Source organism: Acinetobacter sp., assembly GCF_041911495.1.
Lineage (GTDB): Bacteria > Pseudomonadota > Gammaproteobacteria > Pseudomonadales > Moraxellaceae > Acinetobacter.
Genome location: NZ_JAYROT010000038.1, coordinates 94411 through 110924, shown reverse-complemented (window position 1 = coordinate 110924; position 16514 = coordinate 94411). Strand labels below are relative to the sequence as shown.

General features: G+C 43.7%; 11 protein-coding genes. 9 read left to right on the top strand and 2 right to left on the bottom strand.

All coding sequences use genetic code 11. From position 1 onward, the window contains the following. Window positions 1–36: 36 nt before the first annotated feature. From ACE3PQ_RS05110 to ACE3PQ_RS05080, 7 genes are all read left to right on the top strand, one after another. Entirely contained in the window at window positions 37–300 is a 264-nt protein-coding gene (locus tag ACE3PQ_RS05110; protein WP_374295785.1) for a DUF6587 family protein, read from the top strand. Between the two features lie 135 nt (window positions 301–435). Continuing rightward, a complete protein-coding gene (locus tag ACE3PQ_RS05105; RefSeq protein WP_374295784.1) occupies window positions 436–876 on the top strand; it encodes a cation efflux protein, CzcI-like in 441 nt (146 codons plus the stop codon). Window positions 877–1009: 133 nt separating this feature from the next. Then, complete coding sequence (locus ACE3PQ_RS05100) at window positions 1010–2380, top strand: TolC family protein (protein WP_374295782.1); 1371 nt, start codon at window positions 1010–1012, stop codon at window positions 2378–2380. Between the two features lie 14 nt (window positions 2381–2394). Beyond that, the gene (locus tag ACE3PQ_RS05095; protein WP_374295781.1) at window positions 2395–3657 is read left to right on the top strand and encodes an efflux RND transporter periplasmic adaptor subunit; all 1263 of its coding nucleotides are present in this window, start codon (window positions 2395–2397) and stop codon (window positions 3655–3657) included. Beyond that, window positions 3647–6835, top strand: coding sequence for an efflux RND transporter permease subunit (locus ACE3PQ_RS05090; RefSeq protein ID WP_374295779.1), 3189 nt, complete (start codon window positions 3647–3649; stop codon window positions 6833–6835). The genes ACE3PQ_RS05095 and ACE3PQ_RS05090 overlap by 11 nt, the downstream gene beginning before the upstream one ends. Before the next feature lie 150 nt (window positions 6836–6985). Then, the gene (locus ACE3PQ_RS05085; RefSeq protein WP_374295777.1) at window positions 6986–8524 is read left to right on the top strand and encodes a hypothetical protein; all 1539 of its coding nucleotides are present in this window, start codon (window positions 6986–6988) and stop codon (window positions 8522–8524) included. Between the two features lie 145 nt (window positions 8525–8669). Further along, window positions 8670–9317 (top strand): response regulator, encoded by a 648-nt coding sequence (locus ACE3PQ_RS05080; protein WP_374295775.1) that lies wholly within the window; start codon window positions 8670–8672, stop codon window positions 9315–9317. Between the two features lie 309 nt (window positions 9318–9626). Here the strand turns inward: ACE3PQ_RS05080 and ACE3PQ_RS05075 are convergent, their stop codons facing one another. Both ACE3PQ_RS05075 and ACE3PQ_RS05070 read right to left on the bottom strand, forming a co-directional pair. Next, window positions 9627–10388: a hypothetical protein gene (locus ACE3PQ_RS05075; RefSeq protein ID WP_374295774.1), complete on the bottom strand. Its 762-nt coding sequence runs from the start codon at window positions 10386–10388 to the stop codon at window positions 9627–9629. A 282-nt stretch (window positions 10389–10670) separates the two neighbouring features. Next, the gene (locus tag ACE3PQ_RS05070; RefSeq protein ID WP_374295772.1) at window positions 10671–14195 is read right to left on the bottom strand and encodes a PAS-domain containing protein; all 3525 of its coding nucleotides are present in this window, start codon (window positions 14193–14195) and stop codon (window positions 10671–10673) included. Window positions 14196–14399: 204 nt separating this feature from the next. Here ACE3PQ_RS05070 and ACE3PQ_RS05065 point away from each other — a divergent pair, with 204 nt between their 5' ends. Both ACE3PQ_RS05065 and ACE3PQ_RS05060 read left to right on the top strand, forming a co-directional pair. Further along, window positions 14400–14762: a DUF485 domain-containing protein gene (locus tag ACE3PQ_RS05065; RefSeq protein WP_374295769.1), complete on the top strand. Its 363-nt coding sequence runs from the start codon at window positions 14400–14402 to the stop codon at window positions 14760–14762. 26 nt (window positions 14763–14788) lie between these two features. Beyond that, window positions 14789–16483: a cation acetate symporter gene (locus ACE3PQ_RS05060; RefSeq protein WP_374295828.1), complete on the top strand. Its 1695-nt coding sequence runs from the start codon at window positions 14789–14791 to the stop codon at window positions 16481–16483. Window positions 16484–16514 lie beyond the last annotated feature (31 nt).

Here is a 16514-nt window from a genome sequence, read left to right as displayed (position 1 = left end):
TAACTCTGTTTGGAGAATGGTCATGGGAGAAAAATCATGATTGAGATGCTGATTATTACGCTACTGGTATTGTGGAGTGTGTTGGTCGTATTTAAGAAAGTTTTTTCAAATACGGCAAAGAAAACATTTTCGACATTGTCCAATATGTGTCAAAAACAAGGTTGGTCTACCTTGGCAAAATGGCTTGCACCCAAAGCGCCCGTTGGCTGTGGTGGCGGGTGTGGTTGTGATACCGAGAACGATCCAAGTGATGGGAAATCAGCCCAAAAAATTGAAATCCAAACGGTAAAATGGAAGTAGTTTTTGCAAATCAGTGAAAAAAGCACAGATTAGTTTTGCACATTTCCTAATCTTGTTTACAATCTAGGCAGTATACTTTTTTCACATATTGCGAATCTTTGCGCTGAATTTCACCGACGATATGAAAAATTTGACATGAAAAAACTGCCACTGATCTTGATCATGATGAGTTTGTTCATATTCCAAAGTGCTTGGAATGTGGCGGCAGCGTTTTGTCAGCATGAAAGTGTCGATTTGTCACAAGTTCATAAAACGCATTTTGGGCATCATCAAGTCTTAGAGAAATGTCTAAGTCATACAGATCAAAGCCATTCGCATGATCAAGTCAAGCAGAGCAATGATACGCAAAACAAGTTCAGTGAAAATCAGCTCAGCGAAAATCAGCTGAACCTTTCCCAAGATCATCATGATCATTTGCCATCTATGGGTCATCTGTTGATCCAAGACACACTTGCAGAGATTGTGCAGTCGAATGCGTTTCAGATGAGCCGTACACCACAGTTTGTTTGGAACAATCTATATCAATCTCCAGATCTAGGTTCGATCACGCTACCACCGCTTTCATCCCCGCTATAGGTGGGGTAGCCTCAACATTCCCACCACGACGTTTTTAACCAAGTTAAAAGCAGTTTCGTATTAAAAAATTGTGGGAATACATATGAAAGTTTTCAAAGATCAAAGTCGAACCTATGCTTTCAAGGCATTGTGCATGGCTATGGCTGTAATCTGTGCATCAAATACTTATGCAGACAATACAGAGATGCCAAGCGATTCGACGAAGAATCAATCCATTCAGGCTTCAATTTCAAATCAAAATGCACAGACTCATAGTCTGAGTCAGGCAATAGATCAAACACTACAATATCAGTTGCAAACAGGGTTATGGCAAACACAGCAACAGATTGGTCAAGCCAATCTTGCACAGAGCCAACTGTGGCAAAATCCAAGTTTAAGCATTGAACAAACGGGTTTTGCTAATGATCAAGAACGTGAACTGAGTATTGGTATTGCACAGCCTTTAGATATATTTGGCGTGCGTCAGGCAAGGCGTGATCTTGCCAAACTGTCCAATGCGCAAATCGAACTGAATGAAAAGATCTATCGTGCCAAACTGGAATTGATCGTCAGTCATCTCTGGTCAGAAACGGTGATTGCCGAATTAGAACATCAGCTGACCGAGCAACAACTTTCAACGAGTCAGCAAATCTTAGATGCCACACAAAAACGCTACCAAGCAGGTGCAATTGCACAAGTCGATGTCGATCGCATCAAAATGAATGTGCTGTCTGATGCACGTCTAGCGGTGCAAGTCACACAGCAGTTGCAGGCAGCCAAGCAGAATTTATCGGCACTTTGGGGTGAGCGATCTTTAACTCAAAATACCATGAATGCTTCTGCATTAGCCGTGGAAAATATCTTCCCAAAATGGTCGAAAGATCAAGTCTTAGCACAGTCGAAAAACAATTGGCTGATGCAAAATCTGCAACTACAAAGCAAGCAAAGCTATGCCGAGCTTGCAATGCTCAAATCTGAAGCTCGTCCTCAGCCGACTTTGCTATTGGGTATGACCCAAAACAAATCGCCTGAGCAAGAGAGCAATACTCGACTCAACGTCGGCGTGGAAATTCCGCTGAATATATTTAATCGTAATCAGTATAAGTCAGCGATGGTGCAGGCAAAGCAAACTAGTCTTGAACAGCAGCAACGTTATCAGATCGAGCAAACTGAGTTGAAACTCCAGACCTTGCTTGATCAACTCAATGGACTTTACAAACAGTTTCAGCAGGTCGATCAAGTACAAGTGCCTTTGGCAGAGCAAGTGCAACAGAAAGTCATGCTTGGATTTCGAGCAGGAAAATTCTCCGTCACTGACGTACAGCAAGCCACGCAACAGTTGCAACAAACACGTTTGCAAAAAATCGAGCTACTGCGTCAAGCATGGCAGCGCTTTATCGAGCTACAAAGTATCAGTCAGGGCTTTGAAGCCGATGAGGTGACACAAGCGGATGCGATGTACACGATGAATCAAACCTTTTGGCAAGCGATTCAAAATAATGAAGGCATTGGGGCGGGAGAATAACAATGGATATTCAAATGAAAAATTTAAACATGACAGCAAAAACATCGCAGTTTGGCAAAGCCTCTCAAGCGCTACTCATTGTATTGGTGATCGGCTTAACCGTGGCTGCGATTAGCGCATTCTTGTTATTTTCAAAACCTGACACCGCCTCAGAAGACAGTCACGGTCAAGGTGCAGAAGAGGCGCATGCTGAGGAATCAGCTACAGGAGCAGGACATACCGAAGGTGCGATTGAGCTCACGACGGAACAACTGAAACAGCAAGGCGTAAGCATTGCAAAAACAAGTCTAGGTATGGTAAGTCAAACCACAGCAGTGCCTGCAATGCTCGTTGCCAATACCGATCAGCAAGCACATGTATCCTCGATGTTTTCAGGGCGTGTCGAGTCGGTGTCTGCCAATCTTGGACAACGTGTGGCCAGAGGTCAGCGTTTAGCCACCATTGTGTCACCTGATTTGGTTGGACAACAGTCCAATGTGCAACTGGCACAAAGCAATCTGCAACTCGCTCAGCAGGAATATAACCGTGAAAAACAACTGTGGTCGCAAGGTGTATCGGCAAAGCAAGACTATCAACGTGCCGAAAATGCTTATCGTAAAGCGCAGATCGAACTTAAAGTCGCACAAAATCAGATACAGGCGTTGGGCGGTGCAAAAAGCTCGAATGGTCGCTATACCTTGACCGCACCAATGTCTGGGGTGATCTCGAATAAAGACATTATGGTTGGTGAGTATGTGCAACTTGCAGATCAACTCTTCGTGATTGATGAGCTGAGTCAGCTTTGGCTTGAGTTTGTTTTACCATCACAGCAGAATATTCAACTTGCGCCAAATCAGCAGATTGAATTTACCGTATTACAAAATGGTCAGACGTATCAAGCACGAGTGCAGACACTTGCCAGTCAAGCTGATCAAGCCACAGGTCGCCTACAGGTTCGTGCGGTGGTGTTGTCCAAAGATATGGCACTGCGTCCAAATCTGAAAGTCAGTGTGAATCTGCCGACGTCATCGAGCAAACAAGTGCTACGTGTACAGAAGCAAGCGGTGCAACAGATTGATGGTAAAAATGTGGTGTTTGTAGCGACACAGCATGGGGATAATGTGGAATTTTATCCACAAGAGATAGACTTAGGGAGCTTATCTACAGTACAGCAGTCAAGCGATCAACAATGGGTTGAAGTCCGTAAAGGATTAACAGCAAATCAAAGCTATGCCAGTCAAGGTAGCTTCTTGCTGAAATCTGAATTGGAAAAAGGAGAGGCGGCACATGGACACTAATCCTAATTCCGAAAATAAAACTGCCAATGACGATCATTTACCTGTAGACGGTTGGTTTGATCGGCTGATTCAATTTTCCATCAATAATGCCATTTGGGTAATGCTCTTTATCGTAGTGTGGATCGTGGTCGGGGTATGGAGCTATCAAAAACTCCCGATCGATGCTGTACCTGACATTACCAATACCCAAGTGCAGGTTAATAGCCAAGCCAATGGCTTTACGGCATTGGAGATGGAGCAACGGGTCACCTATCCGATCGAAACCGCAATGGCAGGTATGCCAAAGCTGGAATATACCCGCTCGATTTCACGTTATGGTTTGTCGCAAGTCACCATTGTCTTTGAAGACGGTACGGATATTTATTGGGCAAGACAGCAGATCAACCAACGGCTACAAGAGGCGCAAGGCGATTTGCCTGAGCAAGTCGAAACCAAAATGTCACCGATCTCCACAGGATTGGGTGAGATTTATCAATGGGTGTTACTCGCAGAGCCTAATGCGAAAAAAGAGGATGGCACACCTTACACGGCGATGGATTTACGAGAGTTGCAAGATTGGGTAGTACGTCCACAGCTACAACGTGTTGAAGGTGTGGCGGAGATCAACAGCATCGGTGGTTTTAATAAGACCTACGTAGTGTCGCCAGATTTTAATACCATGCAACAACTGCAAATCAGTCTTGACGATTTGCAAACTGCGTTGTCAGACAATAATGAAAATCGTGGTGCAGGCTTTATCGAGGAAAATGGTCAGCAAATTACCGTGCGTGTACCGGGTGTATTAGGTTCGGTCGAGGATATTGCCAATGTGGTCGTGAGTGAGCGTTCGGGTGTGCCGATTCGAGTAGCTGACATCGCCTCGGTGTCGATCGGTCATGATCTGCGTACAGGTGCTGCAACCTACAACGGTGAAGAAACCGTGTTGGGTGTGGCAATGATGATGATGGGTGAAAATAGTCGTAGCGTCGCCATTGATCTCGATCAAAAAGTCAAAGAAATACAGCAGTCTTTACCCAAAGGCGTGAAGATCGAAACGGTCTATAACCGTACCACACTGGTGGAAAAAGCCATTAAAACCGTGCAGAAAAACCTTGTCGAAGGGGCGATCTTAGTTATCGTGATTCTGTTTGTTTTTCTTGGGAACGTCCGTGCGGCATTGATCACTGCTTGTGTGATTCCACTGTCGATGCTATTTACCTTAACAGGCATGGCAGAGCAAAAAGTCAGTGCCAACTTAATGAGTTTGGGCGCACTGGATTTCGGGATTATCGTCGATGGTGCGGTGGTGATCGTGGAAAACTGTATCCGACGACTCGCAGAACAGCAAAAGCATCTTGGCAGAATCCTGACACGACAAGAACGCTTTAAAGAAGTCTTCCTCGCTGCCAAGCAAGCTCGTCGTCCGCTCATTTTTGGACAGACCATTATCATGGTGGTGTACTTGCCGATCTTCGCTTTGACAGGTGTGGAAGCCAAACTGTTCCACCCGATGGCATTTACCGTGGTGCTTGCGCTACTTGGTGCGATGATTTTGTCGGTGACTTTTGTTCCTGCGGCGGTGGCGTTATTCGTCAAAGGTGAAGTCAAGGAAAAAGAAAGTCGTTGGATGGCGTGGTTGAAACAGCGTTATCTCGCTGTTTTGGACTGGGCGTATCAATTTAAATATTTCGTCGTGGCGACCGTGAGCTGTGTACTGGTTTTTACCGCAGTGCTGTTTAGCCAAATGGGCAGTGAATTTGCACCGCAGTTGCAAGAGGGCGACTTTGCAGTTCAACAACTGCGTGCGCCAAGTACAGGTTTAGATCAGTCCTTGATCATGCAGGAAAATACTGAAAAGTTGCTCCTGAAAGAATTCCCTGAAATCAAAGCGGTATTCTCTCGCACAGGGACGGCAGAAGTCGCCACCGATGTCATGCCACCGAATATTTCCGATGGTTTTATTATCCTCAAGCCAAAATCAGAATGGGAAAATCCTAAACAAAGCCTCGATGATTTGCGTAATCGCATGCAGGCTTTCTTGGCGACTTTACCTGGGAATAACAGTGAATTTTCACAGCCAATTGAGCTACGCTTTAACGAGTTAATCTCAGGTGTGCGTAGCGATATTGGGGTCAAACTATTTGGCGATGACATGGAAGTGCTTGGTGCAGAGGCAGAAAAAATCGCTGAAAAAATCAAGCAAATCTCAGGCGCATCAGCAGTCAATGTCGAGCAAACATCAGGCTTACCACTGCTCAATGTGGCAGTGAATCGTGATCTCGCAGGGCAATATGGACTGTCCAGTCGTGATATTCAAGACATCGTATCGGCAAGTATTGGCGGTGAAAATGTCGGGCAAATGCTGCAAGGCGATCGCCGTTTTGACCTCGTGGTGCGTCTTGATGATGCACAGCGTACTGTGGCGCAATTGGCACAACTCCCAATTGCATTGCCAAATGGTGGTTTGATCCAACTGCAAGATGTGGCAGAGGTTGAAAACATCATGGGTATCAATCAAGTCAGCCGTGAAAATGGTAAACGTCGCATCGTGGTGACTGCCAATGTTGAAGGGCGTGATCTCGGTTCATTCGTGGCAGAGATTCAAAGTACGCTATCCAAGCAAGAGTTGCCGTCAGGCTATTGGCTTGAGTACGGCGGTCAGTTTGAAAATCTCGCTTCGGCAAAAGCTCGAATGCAGATCGTGATTCCATTGGCATTGATCTTGATCTTTGTTTTGCTCATGGCGGTATTCTCCAATGTCAAACAAAGCCTATTGGTCTTTATGGGCGTACCGTTTGCCTTGACTGGTGGCGTTGTGGCGCTGTGGCTTCGTGATATTCCGCTGTCTATGTCGGCAGGTGTTGGCTTTATCGCCTTGTCAGGTGTGGCAGTGCTCAACGGTTTGGTGATGCTCAGCTTTATGCGGGAGCTTCGAGAGCAAGGCATGTCGATCGTTGAGGCGACGTGGCAAGGGGCAATCCTGCGCTTACGTCCTGTATTGATGACGGCATGTGTGGCGTCGTTTGGCTTTATTCCGATGGCGATTGCCACTGGTACAGGTGCTGAAGTACAGCGACCATTGGCAACGGTGGTGATCGGTGGAATTATTTCCTCGACATTACTGACTTTGGTGGTGTTGCCAGTGTTCTATCGGTGGATGAATAGCAAATCAGAGCAGGCTTTAGCCTCTAAAACCTAAGCAATTTTAAGCAAAATAAACCTCACAGATTCGGATTGGGTCTGTGGGGTTTTTCTTTGGGAAATGAATGGTTTAAATTTGAAAAATTTAAGGATATAGTAGAAAAATCAATGATGTTAATGCACTGCTTGGACTAAAAAGGATAATGACTTGAGTCAGATTTGTAGTTTTGAAGATTGTGAAAGAGTTGTTTTTAAGAATCGGCAAGAGTGCGTTTTGCATTGTGAAAAGAAAGATTACTCTTCTGATTGGAAGGATGGAGTGTTATCAAATTTTTATAAGGAATTGATTGACTATATTATTAATTTTATATTTGAAAATATATATAAAAAACAATCGCTTGATTTGGATGCGGTTACGGCAAAAAATTATTTAGAAAATCATGTTCAACGGGGGGCTGGATTTTTTAAATCAGAAATAATTGTTTTTACACACATCTTTTTCCCATGTAGAGACGATAGAGACCATTTTGACTATTTGAAATTATTAAGAAAATTTCAGGGGATTCATTTTAATTACTGTAAATTTTCTGGACATTCGATTGATACGCCACAGGTAGAGTTGTTTTTTCAAGATTGCGAATTTTTTAAATATTGGGATATTACACCAACTAAATTACTTGGAAATATAAATAGTGTTCTCTATCAAGCTTGTGTATTTAATGAAGATGTGGATGCTTTATTTGAGCCTGATGAAGACAGAGTTTTACAAAACTCTTTATTTCATGATTGTTTGTTTAAAAAAAAGCTCACACTAAGTAATCTTAGTATTATGAAATCAGTATTTAAAAATACAGAAAATATAGTTGTTGAAATACCTGAACTACAAATACTGAGATGCAATTTTGAAAGTGAATTTTTGTTAAGTGATTTAAAAACGAATTTATTACATATTGAAAAATCTATATTTTTATTTAAAGTGGAAATGCAGAAATGTAATATTGCGGAAGCCAAGTTTATTGATTCTGAGTTTAAATCATCATTTGATGTCTATGGAACGAGCTTTGGAAAGTTTTTTGCTGCCACAACCATTTTTAGTGATTTTGCAGGATTTGAACGATGTGAATTTGGCAAAGTAGGAGATGAGAATGGTGTAGCTCAATTCGAATACGTCACTTTTTTAAGCTTTGCGAATATTCGAAATACGATATTTCATCAAGGCTTAAATTTAGAAGATACCAATCTCAAAGAAGCACCGAACTTTTTAAATATTCAACTTTTATCTGACAATACCAACCGTGAAACCTACCGCATCATCAAACATTCTTTCGATAAAATTGGTAATCACATCGAAGCCAACCGTTTCTATGAAAAAGAAATGGATAAGTATCAACAGAGCTTAAAAGACAAACCGATTAGCCAAGAAAAAATCATTTTTTGGCTCAATAAGTATTCTTCAAATTTTGGGCAAAGCTACTTGTTACCTATTTTTTGGCTTTTTGTGTCATGGGCAGTGTATGCGCTCATTACAGCACAATGGGCTACAAATTTACTCATTGAACATTTTCCAAAGGTTCATGGCTTGATTGCTTGGATTAATGACTTTTTCAATGATTTCTTTAAAAATGCGATTCCATTTAACAAACTTTTAGTAAAGGATTTAGAGTTTATTAGCCTGATTTTTTATGTGATCTGTGCAAGTTTGCTATGGCAAACCATCGTCGCATTGAAGCGACACACGCAACGATAAATAATACTTTGAGCAAGCCTTACCATACCAAGCAATGTAAATAATTGTAGGTAGAACTAGCGGAAACAATTCTTTTTATTGTATTTTATGGTGAACGACAAATACCCTTTTGTCGTCAGCTCTTTGGATGGAACCAAATTTTTCTATGAACATTCTCATTGTTGATGATCATCCCTTATTTCGACATGCTTTGATCCAAGCGGTTCGATATAGTCTGCCACAAGCTTCGATTAGTGAAACGGCATCGGTTGCCGAGTTGTACCAACGCCTAGAAACAGGCGCAGAGCCTGATTTGATGTTGCTCGATTTACATTTGCCGGGTGCATCTGGGTTTTCTGCTTTGGTGCATGTGCGTTCGCAGTTTCCTACGATTCCGATCATCGTCGTATCGGCACATGAAGAAGCCAATATTATTCAGCGTTCGATTGCGCATGGGGCGATGGGTTATATCCCAAAATCTGCGCCACCTGCCAATATTGGCGAAGCGATCAAAGCAGTTTTAGAAGGTGATATTTGGTTGCCACCAAACTTGGCGCATCATCCGAATGACCCACGTGCTGCCAGTGAAACAGAGCTCGCTGACAAGATTCAGTCGCTGACGCCACAGCAGTTCCGTGTTTTGATGATGGTGGCGGAAGGTTTGTTGAATAAGCAAATTGCTTATGAGCTAGATGTATCAGAAGCGACGATTAAGGCGCATGTCACGGCGATCTTCCGTAAGCTTGGCGTACAAAATCGTACGCAAGCGGTTTTAGCGATTGGGGCATTGACCATCGAAGAGCCGAAGTTCTAAAAATATTCTTCGTATTTTTTTACTGTCACGACTAACTGATGAATTTAAGTTAGCAAATTCAGTTGTTTATAAGCTTTATTCCCGTATTAAAAAACGAGGCTGTCTCAAAATCCAATTGTCAACCCCACCTAACCTCCCCTTAAAAGGGGAGGAATTCTAACCATTTTATTTTATTAAGTGGTCTTCCCCCTGTGAAGGGGGATGAGGAGTACAGTCCGCAAGGGGTTATATAATTTTGAGACAGCTTCGTTTTTATGAGGTTGGTGACTTCGTCCGCAATCCCCGCAACGAATTTTAATGAAATGGCTTTTACACAAGATAGTCTTGTTTTGCACGTTGATCAGCACAGTTTAGCGGATTCATTGCACATTCCAGTTCGTCGATTTGCGCTTCAGTCACCAAGCCTTTTTCAATAAAGAATTGTGCCACTTGCTCATCTTGCATGCTCAGGAACACAGGATCATAGACACCAAGCTGACTAAATAGCAGAGCCGTTTCTAAGCAGTTGAAGCGATCCAAATACACGCTGTCTTCATAGATCAAGAATAAATGTTCATTCTTAGACTCGCTATCGACACGCAGTGCTTTGGCAAGGGTATCAGGTTTGGTTTTGATCCAAAGCAAGTCAGATAGCTCATCGAACTGTACAAGGTCGATGCCAAGCTGACCAGTTTTGACCAACCCTAGCCATACTTTAAACACAAGCACCGCACCACCACGAAGCAACATGCTCCAAATCTGATGACGTGTATCGTGATCAAGGTCTTCTGCAGCGTTGTTAAGAATGTCGATAAAGCGTTCTTCTTGTTTTGCCAACTGATCAAATAAGCCCAAACCTTGTGGATGAAACGCAGCAGGCGCAAACACATCAAAATTCAGCCGTTTAAAGACGGTGAGTGCAAGTGGAATCGCACTTTGATAAATCGTGTCTAATGCCGTGATCTGCGCAGGCGTAAGCTGTTGCTGTGCAGATAGGCTTTGCCAGTCGATCGACGGCAAGATTGCATTTTCTGCATATTGGCGTTGTAGGCTTTGCATTGCTTCTGGACGGTGATTCGATTGGATATACATGATATTGTTCCTTTTGGCAGGAGAATCTTGTTGCATTAATTGTTGTATTTGCAAAAAGTCAATAATATTGGACTAAAGTATGAACTACGTATTTTCGAGTATTTTAATATATTGAAATCATGAACTTAGTGTAATTGTAAGAAAGTGTACAATTGTTCACTTAAGTAAAGAAGCACTTTTGCCATATCTAAGCTTAAAAAATTGCTCAAATCACTGATTTGTTGATTGGATCGACAGAAGTGCTGAGCAAAAATGTCATTATTCAGCACTTTTATCTATGATTTATGGATTTTGCAGTTTAATACTTGATAAGAACGCTCGAAGTGCAGCAGGTTTTAGTGGCTTTTTCAGTAAGGCAATGTTCATTGCTTTAAGTTTTTCAGGTAGATCAGGGTCACTATCTGCGGTGATCAGTGCCGTTGGGATATGCTTTTGCTGATGGTTTTGGATAAAGTCGAGTCCATATTGTTCATCATTGAGGTGTTGATCAATTAGCCATACATGGATTTCATGGGTGTTGAGCACGTCTAAAGCTTGGGTGGTATCTAATGCGGTATAGACTTGATAGCCCCATTTTTGCAGTAAGTTTTGCATACCGTCTAAGATGGTTGGATCATTGTCCAAGCATAAGATATTTAAAGATTTTTGTGGTGCGGTGAAGTTGTTAGGCGTTGCTTGTTGTATCGCAGGTGCCACCACCGTCGGTACTTCTAAAATAAAGCTTGAGCCTTTACCGACTTGAGAGTTGACTTGTACTAGATAGCGCAGTTGATTGGTCATACGCTCGACGATGGCAAGTCCTAGCCCCAAGCCTTGCTCACCCCACGGTGACTCGTGTCCACCACGTTCGAATTCTTTAAACAATTTGTGTTGTTGTGCTTCAGGAATCCCAAGTCCTGTATCCCAAACCCCGATTCGAATATGACCATCTTGATTGGCACTGCGTAATACACCGACCACTATACGCCCTGAAGCGGTATAGCGCAAAGCATTGCTGACAAAGTTCTGCAATATACGACGTATCCACTGCGGATCGGTATCAATCCAAAAGTGCGTATCATGAATGTGAAGCTCAATCTGACGTTGTTCTGCGATCGCACTGAACTGTAATCGCAAATCGCTGAGTAAATCTTGCAGATTATAAGCACGTCGATTTGGTTTGATTGAACCCCCTTCGAGTTTAGCAATATCAAGTAATGCAGAGAGCATACTTTCTGCACCAAACAAGGCACGATCGAGTTGCTCTAAGGTTTTTTGATCATCGGTGTGAAAAGCACTTTGTTCTAATGAGGCACTAAATAGTCGTGCGGCGTGCATCGGTTGCAAGAGGTCGTGACTTGCCGCTGCGAGGAAGCGACTTTTTGATTTATTGGCTTGGTCGGCTTGTTGTAGCGCGAGATGTTGTTCATCTAAGGCGTGTTCAAGCTGTGCAGTACGTTCACTGACACGTGCTTCAAGGATGGCTTCATTTTCACGGAAAGCGGTAATGTCTGCATAGGTGGTGACAAAGCCACCGCCTTCGATCGGATTACCTCGCATCTGAATCACACGACCATCTTCACGAATCCGTTCAAATTCGTGGGCACTGCCTTGTTTCATCCAGTTGATCCGTTTATTGACGTGTTCTTCAACTTCTCCTGGACCACATTCGCCACGTTCTGCATTGTATCGAATCAGATCGGCAACAGGGCAACCGACGTAGACCAGCTCTTTAGGATAATCAAACAACGTCAGATATTGGCTATTCCATGCCACGAGGCACATATTGGCATCGACCACGCTCACCCCTTGCGTCATATGGTCGATCATGGTCATGATCAGATTTTGGTTAAAGCGTTGCCATTGTGAAGCTTGGTCAAGAATATTCGCCACTTGTCCAAGTGCTAAGCCATTATCCACCAGTGCTGTGGTCAACAGGGTGCGTGCTGATGCTGCGCCAATCGCACTGGCTAAAAACTGCTCGCTAAATCGCCACCATATGCCATTGGCAAGTTGTTGTGGATCGAGGTAAAGCATTTGCTGACGTGCGAATTGCTTAAAGGCATCCTTAGTGCTTCGCTCTCCTGCGATACGAGAGCAGAGTGCGATTAAGTCGGCGATTTTTAAGCGTGACACTTGTTCATTGGCGAGGTATTTGAGGTTCGATACGGTTTCTACCGCTGTGCTTTGCGTAAGTGCTGTGGGTACAGCTGGTAAGGGTTTGGCATCATAAAAGAAAAAACTTTCCGCTTGGATTTGCTCTGCCACACTTGGACGATAACGCCTTGAGAATCTATAGTAGCAAAACATATTTGCACCCAAAGACCACAGCACGCCATGCGTAAGCGGCGCAAGTGAGCTAAAACCAAATAATGCCTCAGGTCGTAGCCACGCTTGATGATAAGGACCATGATCAAGAATATGCTGTCCCCAAGCAAGGTATTCGGTCGGTAAACTGCGTAACACGGTTGGCAAGAGGAGGGTATAGACCCAAACACTAAAGCCAACGAGTAAACCGATATATACACCTTGCTTACTACCACTGCGCCAATATAAACCACCGATCAACGCAGGAGCGAATTGCGCCACCGCACTAAAGGCAAGCAAGCCAAACACAGAGAGTTGATTGATATCTGCAAAGAAATGATAAAAAGAAAAACCGAGTAGCATCACAGCGAGAATGGAAATTCGACGCACCAATTTCAACATCTGTGGCATACGTGGATCATGACGAGAGATGATGTTAAAACGCCATAACACAGGCATGATCAAGTCGTTACTGAGCATGATCGATAAGGCAACAGAAGATACCAGTAGCATGCCTGTCGATGCAGAAAATCCACCTAAGAATGCAAGTAAAGTGAGCCAATCATTACCATAGCTCATCGGGAGCATTAACACAGCAGCATCAGCAACAGTAAGTACATTGCTCGGTGCATGAATCGCCCAACTGGCAAGTGGAATAATCGCCAAAATGGTGAGAATTAAATACGCACCAAACCAACGTCGTGCGCCATTAATATAGTTTTCATCTTTCAGCTCAACCACAGCGACGTGGAACTGACGAGGTAGACAAATCATTGCCAATGCAGCAAGTAGCGTCTGAATCCAAAAAGTATCAGGCACACCGACTTGTTGTACAAGATTGACCGTTTCAGCAACGTCACGACTGACTTGATGCAGATTGTCTTTTGATGCAAATAAAAAGAACACTGCCACAGCGATCAACGCAAATAGTTTGACAAAAGACTCGAACGCCACAGCAAGCATTAAACCGCCGTGTTGTTCGGTATTGGCGATGCGCCTTGTCCCAAACAACATGGCGAGAATGGCAAGCAGACCAGTCAACAGCAAGACGCTATTGGTCACAGCAAATGGGCTACTGTGTTGCTCAAGAATGATATTGGTACTCATGGCGATAGCACGCAGTTGCAATGCCAAATAAGGCAAAATTGCCAAGACCGCAAGTAAAGTCACCAATGTCGCAAGCGAGCCCATCTTGCCATAACGTGCGGCAATAAAGTCTGCAATCGAGGTCACGGTATGATGCTGGCGTACACGCCCTAAACGTCGCCAAATATCATAACCAAAAATCAAAAAGAGTAGCGGACCGAGATAGATTGGCAGATAGATAATACCATCACGTGCCGCCGCACCAGTTGCACCATAAAAGGTCCAAGATGAACAATAGACGCCGAGTGTTAGACTAAAGAGAATCATCCTGCCACGAGGACTCAATCGACTGGCATGGCGTTCACCATAAAAAGCACACGCAAATAAAATAAGTACGTAAATAGCTAATATGCCTAGAATTAATCCTGCATTCATCCGTGCTTCGCCGAGTTTGATTCCACTACATCATACCTGAAATTTGCACAAAATCGTGCCTGTAGATTGTTGAAATCTCGACCAAAGTCTAAGTGAACAGTTGCTAAGCAGTTGCTAACGTGGCTTACATCAAAAAAAGCAATGGCATTTGCCGTGAAGGAAAATTGACTAAGTTTTAGTCATACACGTTAGGAGAAATGAGATATGGATGATGCTCATGTACAGGAAATTTTAAGGAACCCGAAGTTCCAAGAGTTGGTGCAAAAACAGCGCAAGTTGAGTTGGGCGCTGACCATCTTAATGCTAGTGATTTATTTCGGTTTTATCTTATTGGTCGCTTATAACCCAGAGTTTTTGCATAGCTCATTCAGCGGTGTGATCACGTGGGGGATTCCGCTCGGTATCGGTGTGATCGTCGCATCGTTTGTACTGTGCTGGGTGTATTCCGTGATCTGTAATAAAGCATTTGATCGTTTGAACAGCGAAGCCATTCGTGAAGTGAATGAAATTTTGCATACGCAGAAAAATGCAGCTTCACAAAACAGCGCAAACAAAGGAGCTGAATAATGATCAAGGTCAATAATACTTTGAAAATGATGCTCACCACAGCATCAGCAAGCATGATCAGCTTGAGCGCATTTGCAGCGCCAACGGTCGGTGAAACTGAAAAACAGGCGACCAACTGGATTGCCATTATCATGTTTGTGCTGTTCGTCGGTCTGACACTATTTATCACCAAATGGGCGGCAAAACGTACTCAATCGACCAAAGATTTCTATACCGCAGGTGGTGGGATTACAGGTTTCCAAAACGGTCTGGCGATCGCAGGGGACTTTATGTCGGCGGCATCCTTCCTCGGGATTTCGGCGATGGTGTTTAGCTCGGGCTATGATGGCTTGCTCTATTCACTCGGCTTTATGGTCGGTTGGCCAATCGTCCTATTCTTGATTGCGGAGCGTCTGCGTAACCTCGGGAAATATAACTTCTCCGATGTCGCATCATTCCGTTTGGAAGAGCGACCAGTACGTGCGATGGCAGCGGTGAACTCATTAGTTGTTGTCGCATTCTATTTGATTGCACAGATGGTTGGTGCAGGTCAGTTGATCAAATTACTATTCGGTCTAGACTATAACATCGCCGTGGTCATCGTTGGCTTGCTGATGATGGCGTACGTGATGTTCGGCGGTATGCTTGCAACGACTTGGGTACAAATTATCAAAGCGGTAATGTTACTTTCAGGTGCGACATTCATGGCATTCATGGTGATGAAGCATGTTGGCTTTAGCTTTGCGGAAATGTTTAACCAAGCCATTAATGTGTTTGGTGAAGTGCATAACAAAACCACAGAAGAAGCCACTCAAATCATGGGGCCTGGTGGTCTAGTCAAAGGACCACTTGATGCGATCTCACTTGGTTTAGCATTGATGTTTGGTACTGCAGGTTTGCCACATATTTTGATGCGTTTCTTTACTGTAAAAGATGCGAAGGAAGCTCGTAAATCTGTGGTATTTGCCACTGGGTTTATCGGTTATTTCTACCTATTGACCTTTATCATTGGTTTCGGTGCGATCTTACTTGTTGCGAATAACCCTGCATATATTGATCAAGCAAAAACTGCTGTCACAGGTAGCTTGCAGTTGATCGGTGGTAGTAACATGGCTGCGGTACATTTGGGTCATGCAGTCGGCGGTAATATCTTCTTAGGCTTTATCTCTGCGGTTGCTTTTGCAACGATCCTTGCGGTGGTTGCAGGTTTGACTTTGGCAGGTGCGTCTGCGGTATCGCATGACTTGTATGCTAATGTTTTCAAACGTGGTCAAGTGACAGAGCAACAAGAGCTCAAAGTATCTAAAATGGCAACGCTTGGCTTGGCGATCTTCGCTATGCTACTTGGTATCATGTTTGAGAAACAAAACGTGGCATTTATGGTTGGCTTAGCATTCGCAGTTGCTGCATCTGCAAACTTCCCAGTATTGATCTTGTCCATGTTCTGGCGTGGTTTAACGACTCGTGGTGCGGTCATTGGTGGTTGGGCTGGTTTGATCAGTGCTTTGATTTTGATCTTCCTGACCAAAGCGGTTTGGGTGGATACTTTGAAGCTTGGCGAGCAAGCACCAATTGATATGAGTAATCCTGCATTGTTCTCGATGTTGATCTCATTCTTTGCATGTTGGTTCTTCTCGATCACGGATAAGTCTGCTCGTGCACAACAAGAACAAGCGAAATATGATGCGCAGTTCGTGCGTTCAATGACAGGTATCGGTGCATCAGGTGCGTCAGATCACTAAGTTTGATCAACGAACAGTGTAAAATTATTCA

Excerpts from the sequence above, each read along its gene's own strand:
- ACE3PQ_RS05065 (WP_374295769.1), top strand. The coding sequence starts at position 14,400 with ATGGATGATGCTCATGTACAGGAAATTTTAAGGAACCCGAAGTTCCAA.
- ACE3PQ_RS05100 (WP_374295782.1), top strand. The coding sequence starts at position 1,010 with ATGGCTATGGCTGTAATCTGTGCATCAAATACTTATGCAGACAATACA.
- ACE3PQ_RS05095 (WP_374295781.1), top strand. The coding sequence starts at position 2,395 with ATGAAAAATTTAAACATGACAGCAAAAACATCGCAGTTTGGCAAAGCC.
- ACE3PQ_RS05090 (WP_374295779.1), top strand. The coding sequence starts at position 3,647 with ATGGACACTAATCCTAATTCCGAAAATAAAACTGCCAATGACGATCAT.
- ACE3PQ_RS05105 (WP_374295784.1), top strand. The coding sequence starts at position 436 with ATGAAAAAACTGCCACTGATCTTGATCATGATGAGTTTGTTCATATTC.
- ACE3PQ_RS05110 (WP_374295785.1), top strand. The coding sequence starts at position 37 with ATGATTGAGATGCTGATTATTACGCTACTGGTATTGTGGAGTGTGTTG.
- ACE3PQ_RS05075 (WP_374295774.1), bottom strand. The coding sequence starts at position 10,388 with ATGTATATCCAATCGAATCACCGTCCAGAAGCAATGCAAAGCCTACAA.
- ACE3PQ_RS05060 (WP_374295828.1), top strand. The coding sequence starts at position 14,789 with ATGATGCTCACCACAGCATCAGCAAGCATGATCAGCTTGAGCGCATTT.
- ACE3PQ_RS05070 (WP_374295772.1), bottom strand. The coding sequence starts at position 14,195 with ATGAATGCAGGATTAATTCTAGGCATATTAGCTATTTACGTACTTATT.
- ACE3PQ_RS05080 (WP_374295775.1), top strand. The coding sequence starts at position 8,670 with ATGAACATTCTCATTGTTGATGATCATCCCTTATTTCGACATGCTTTG.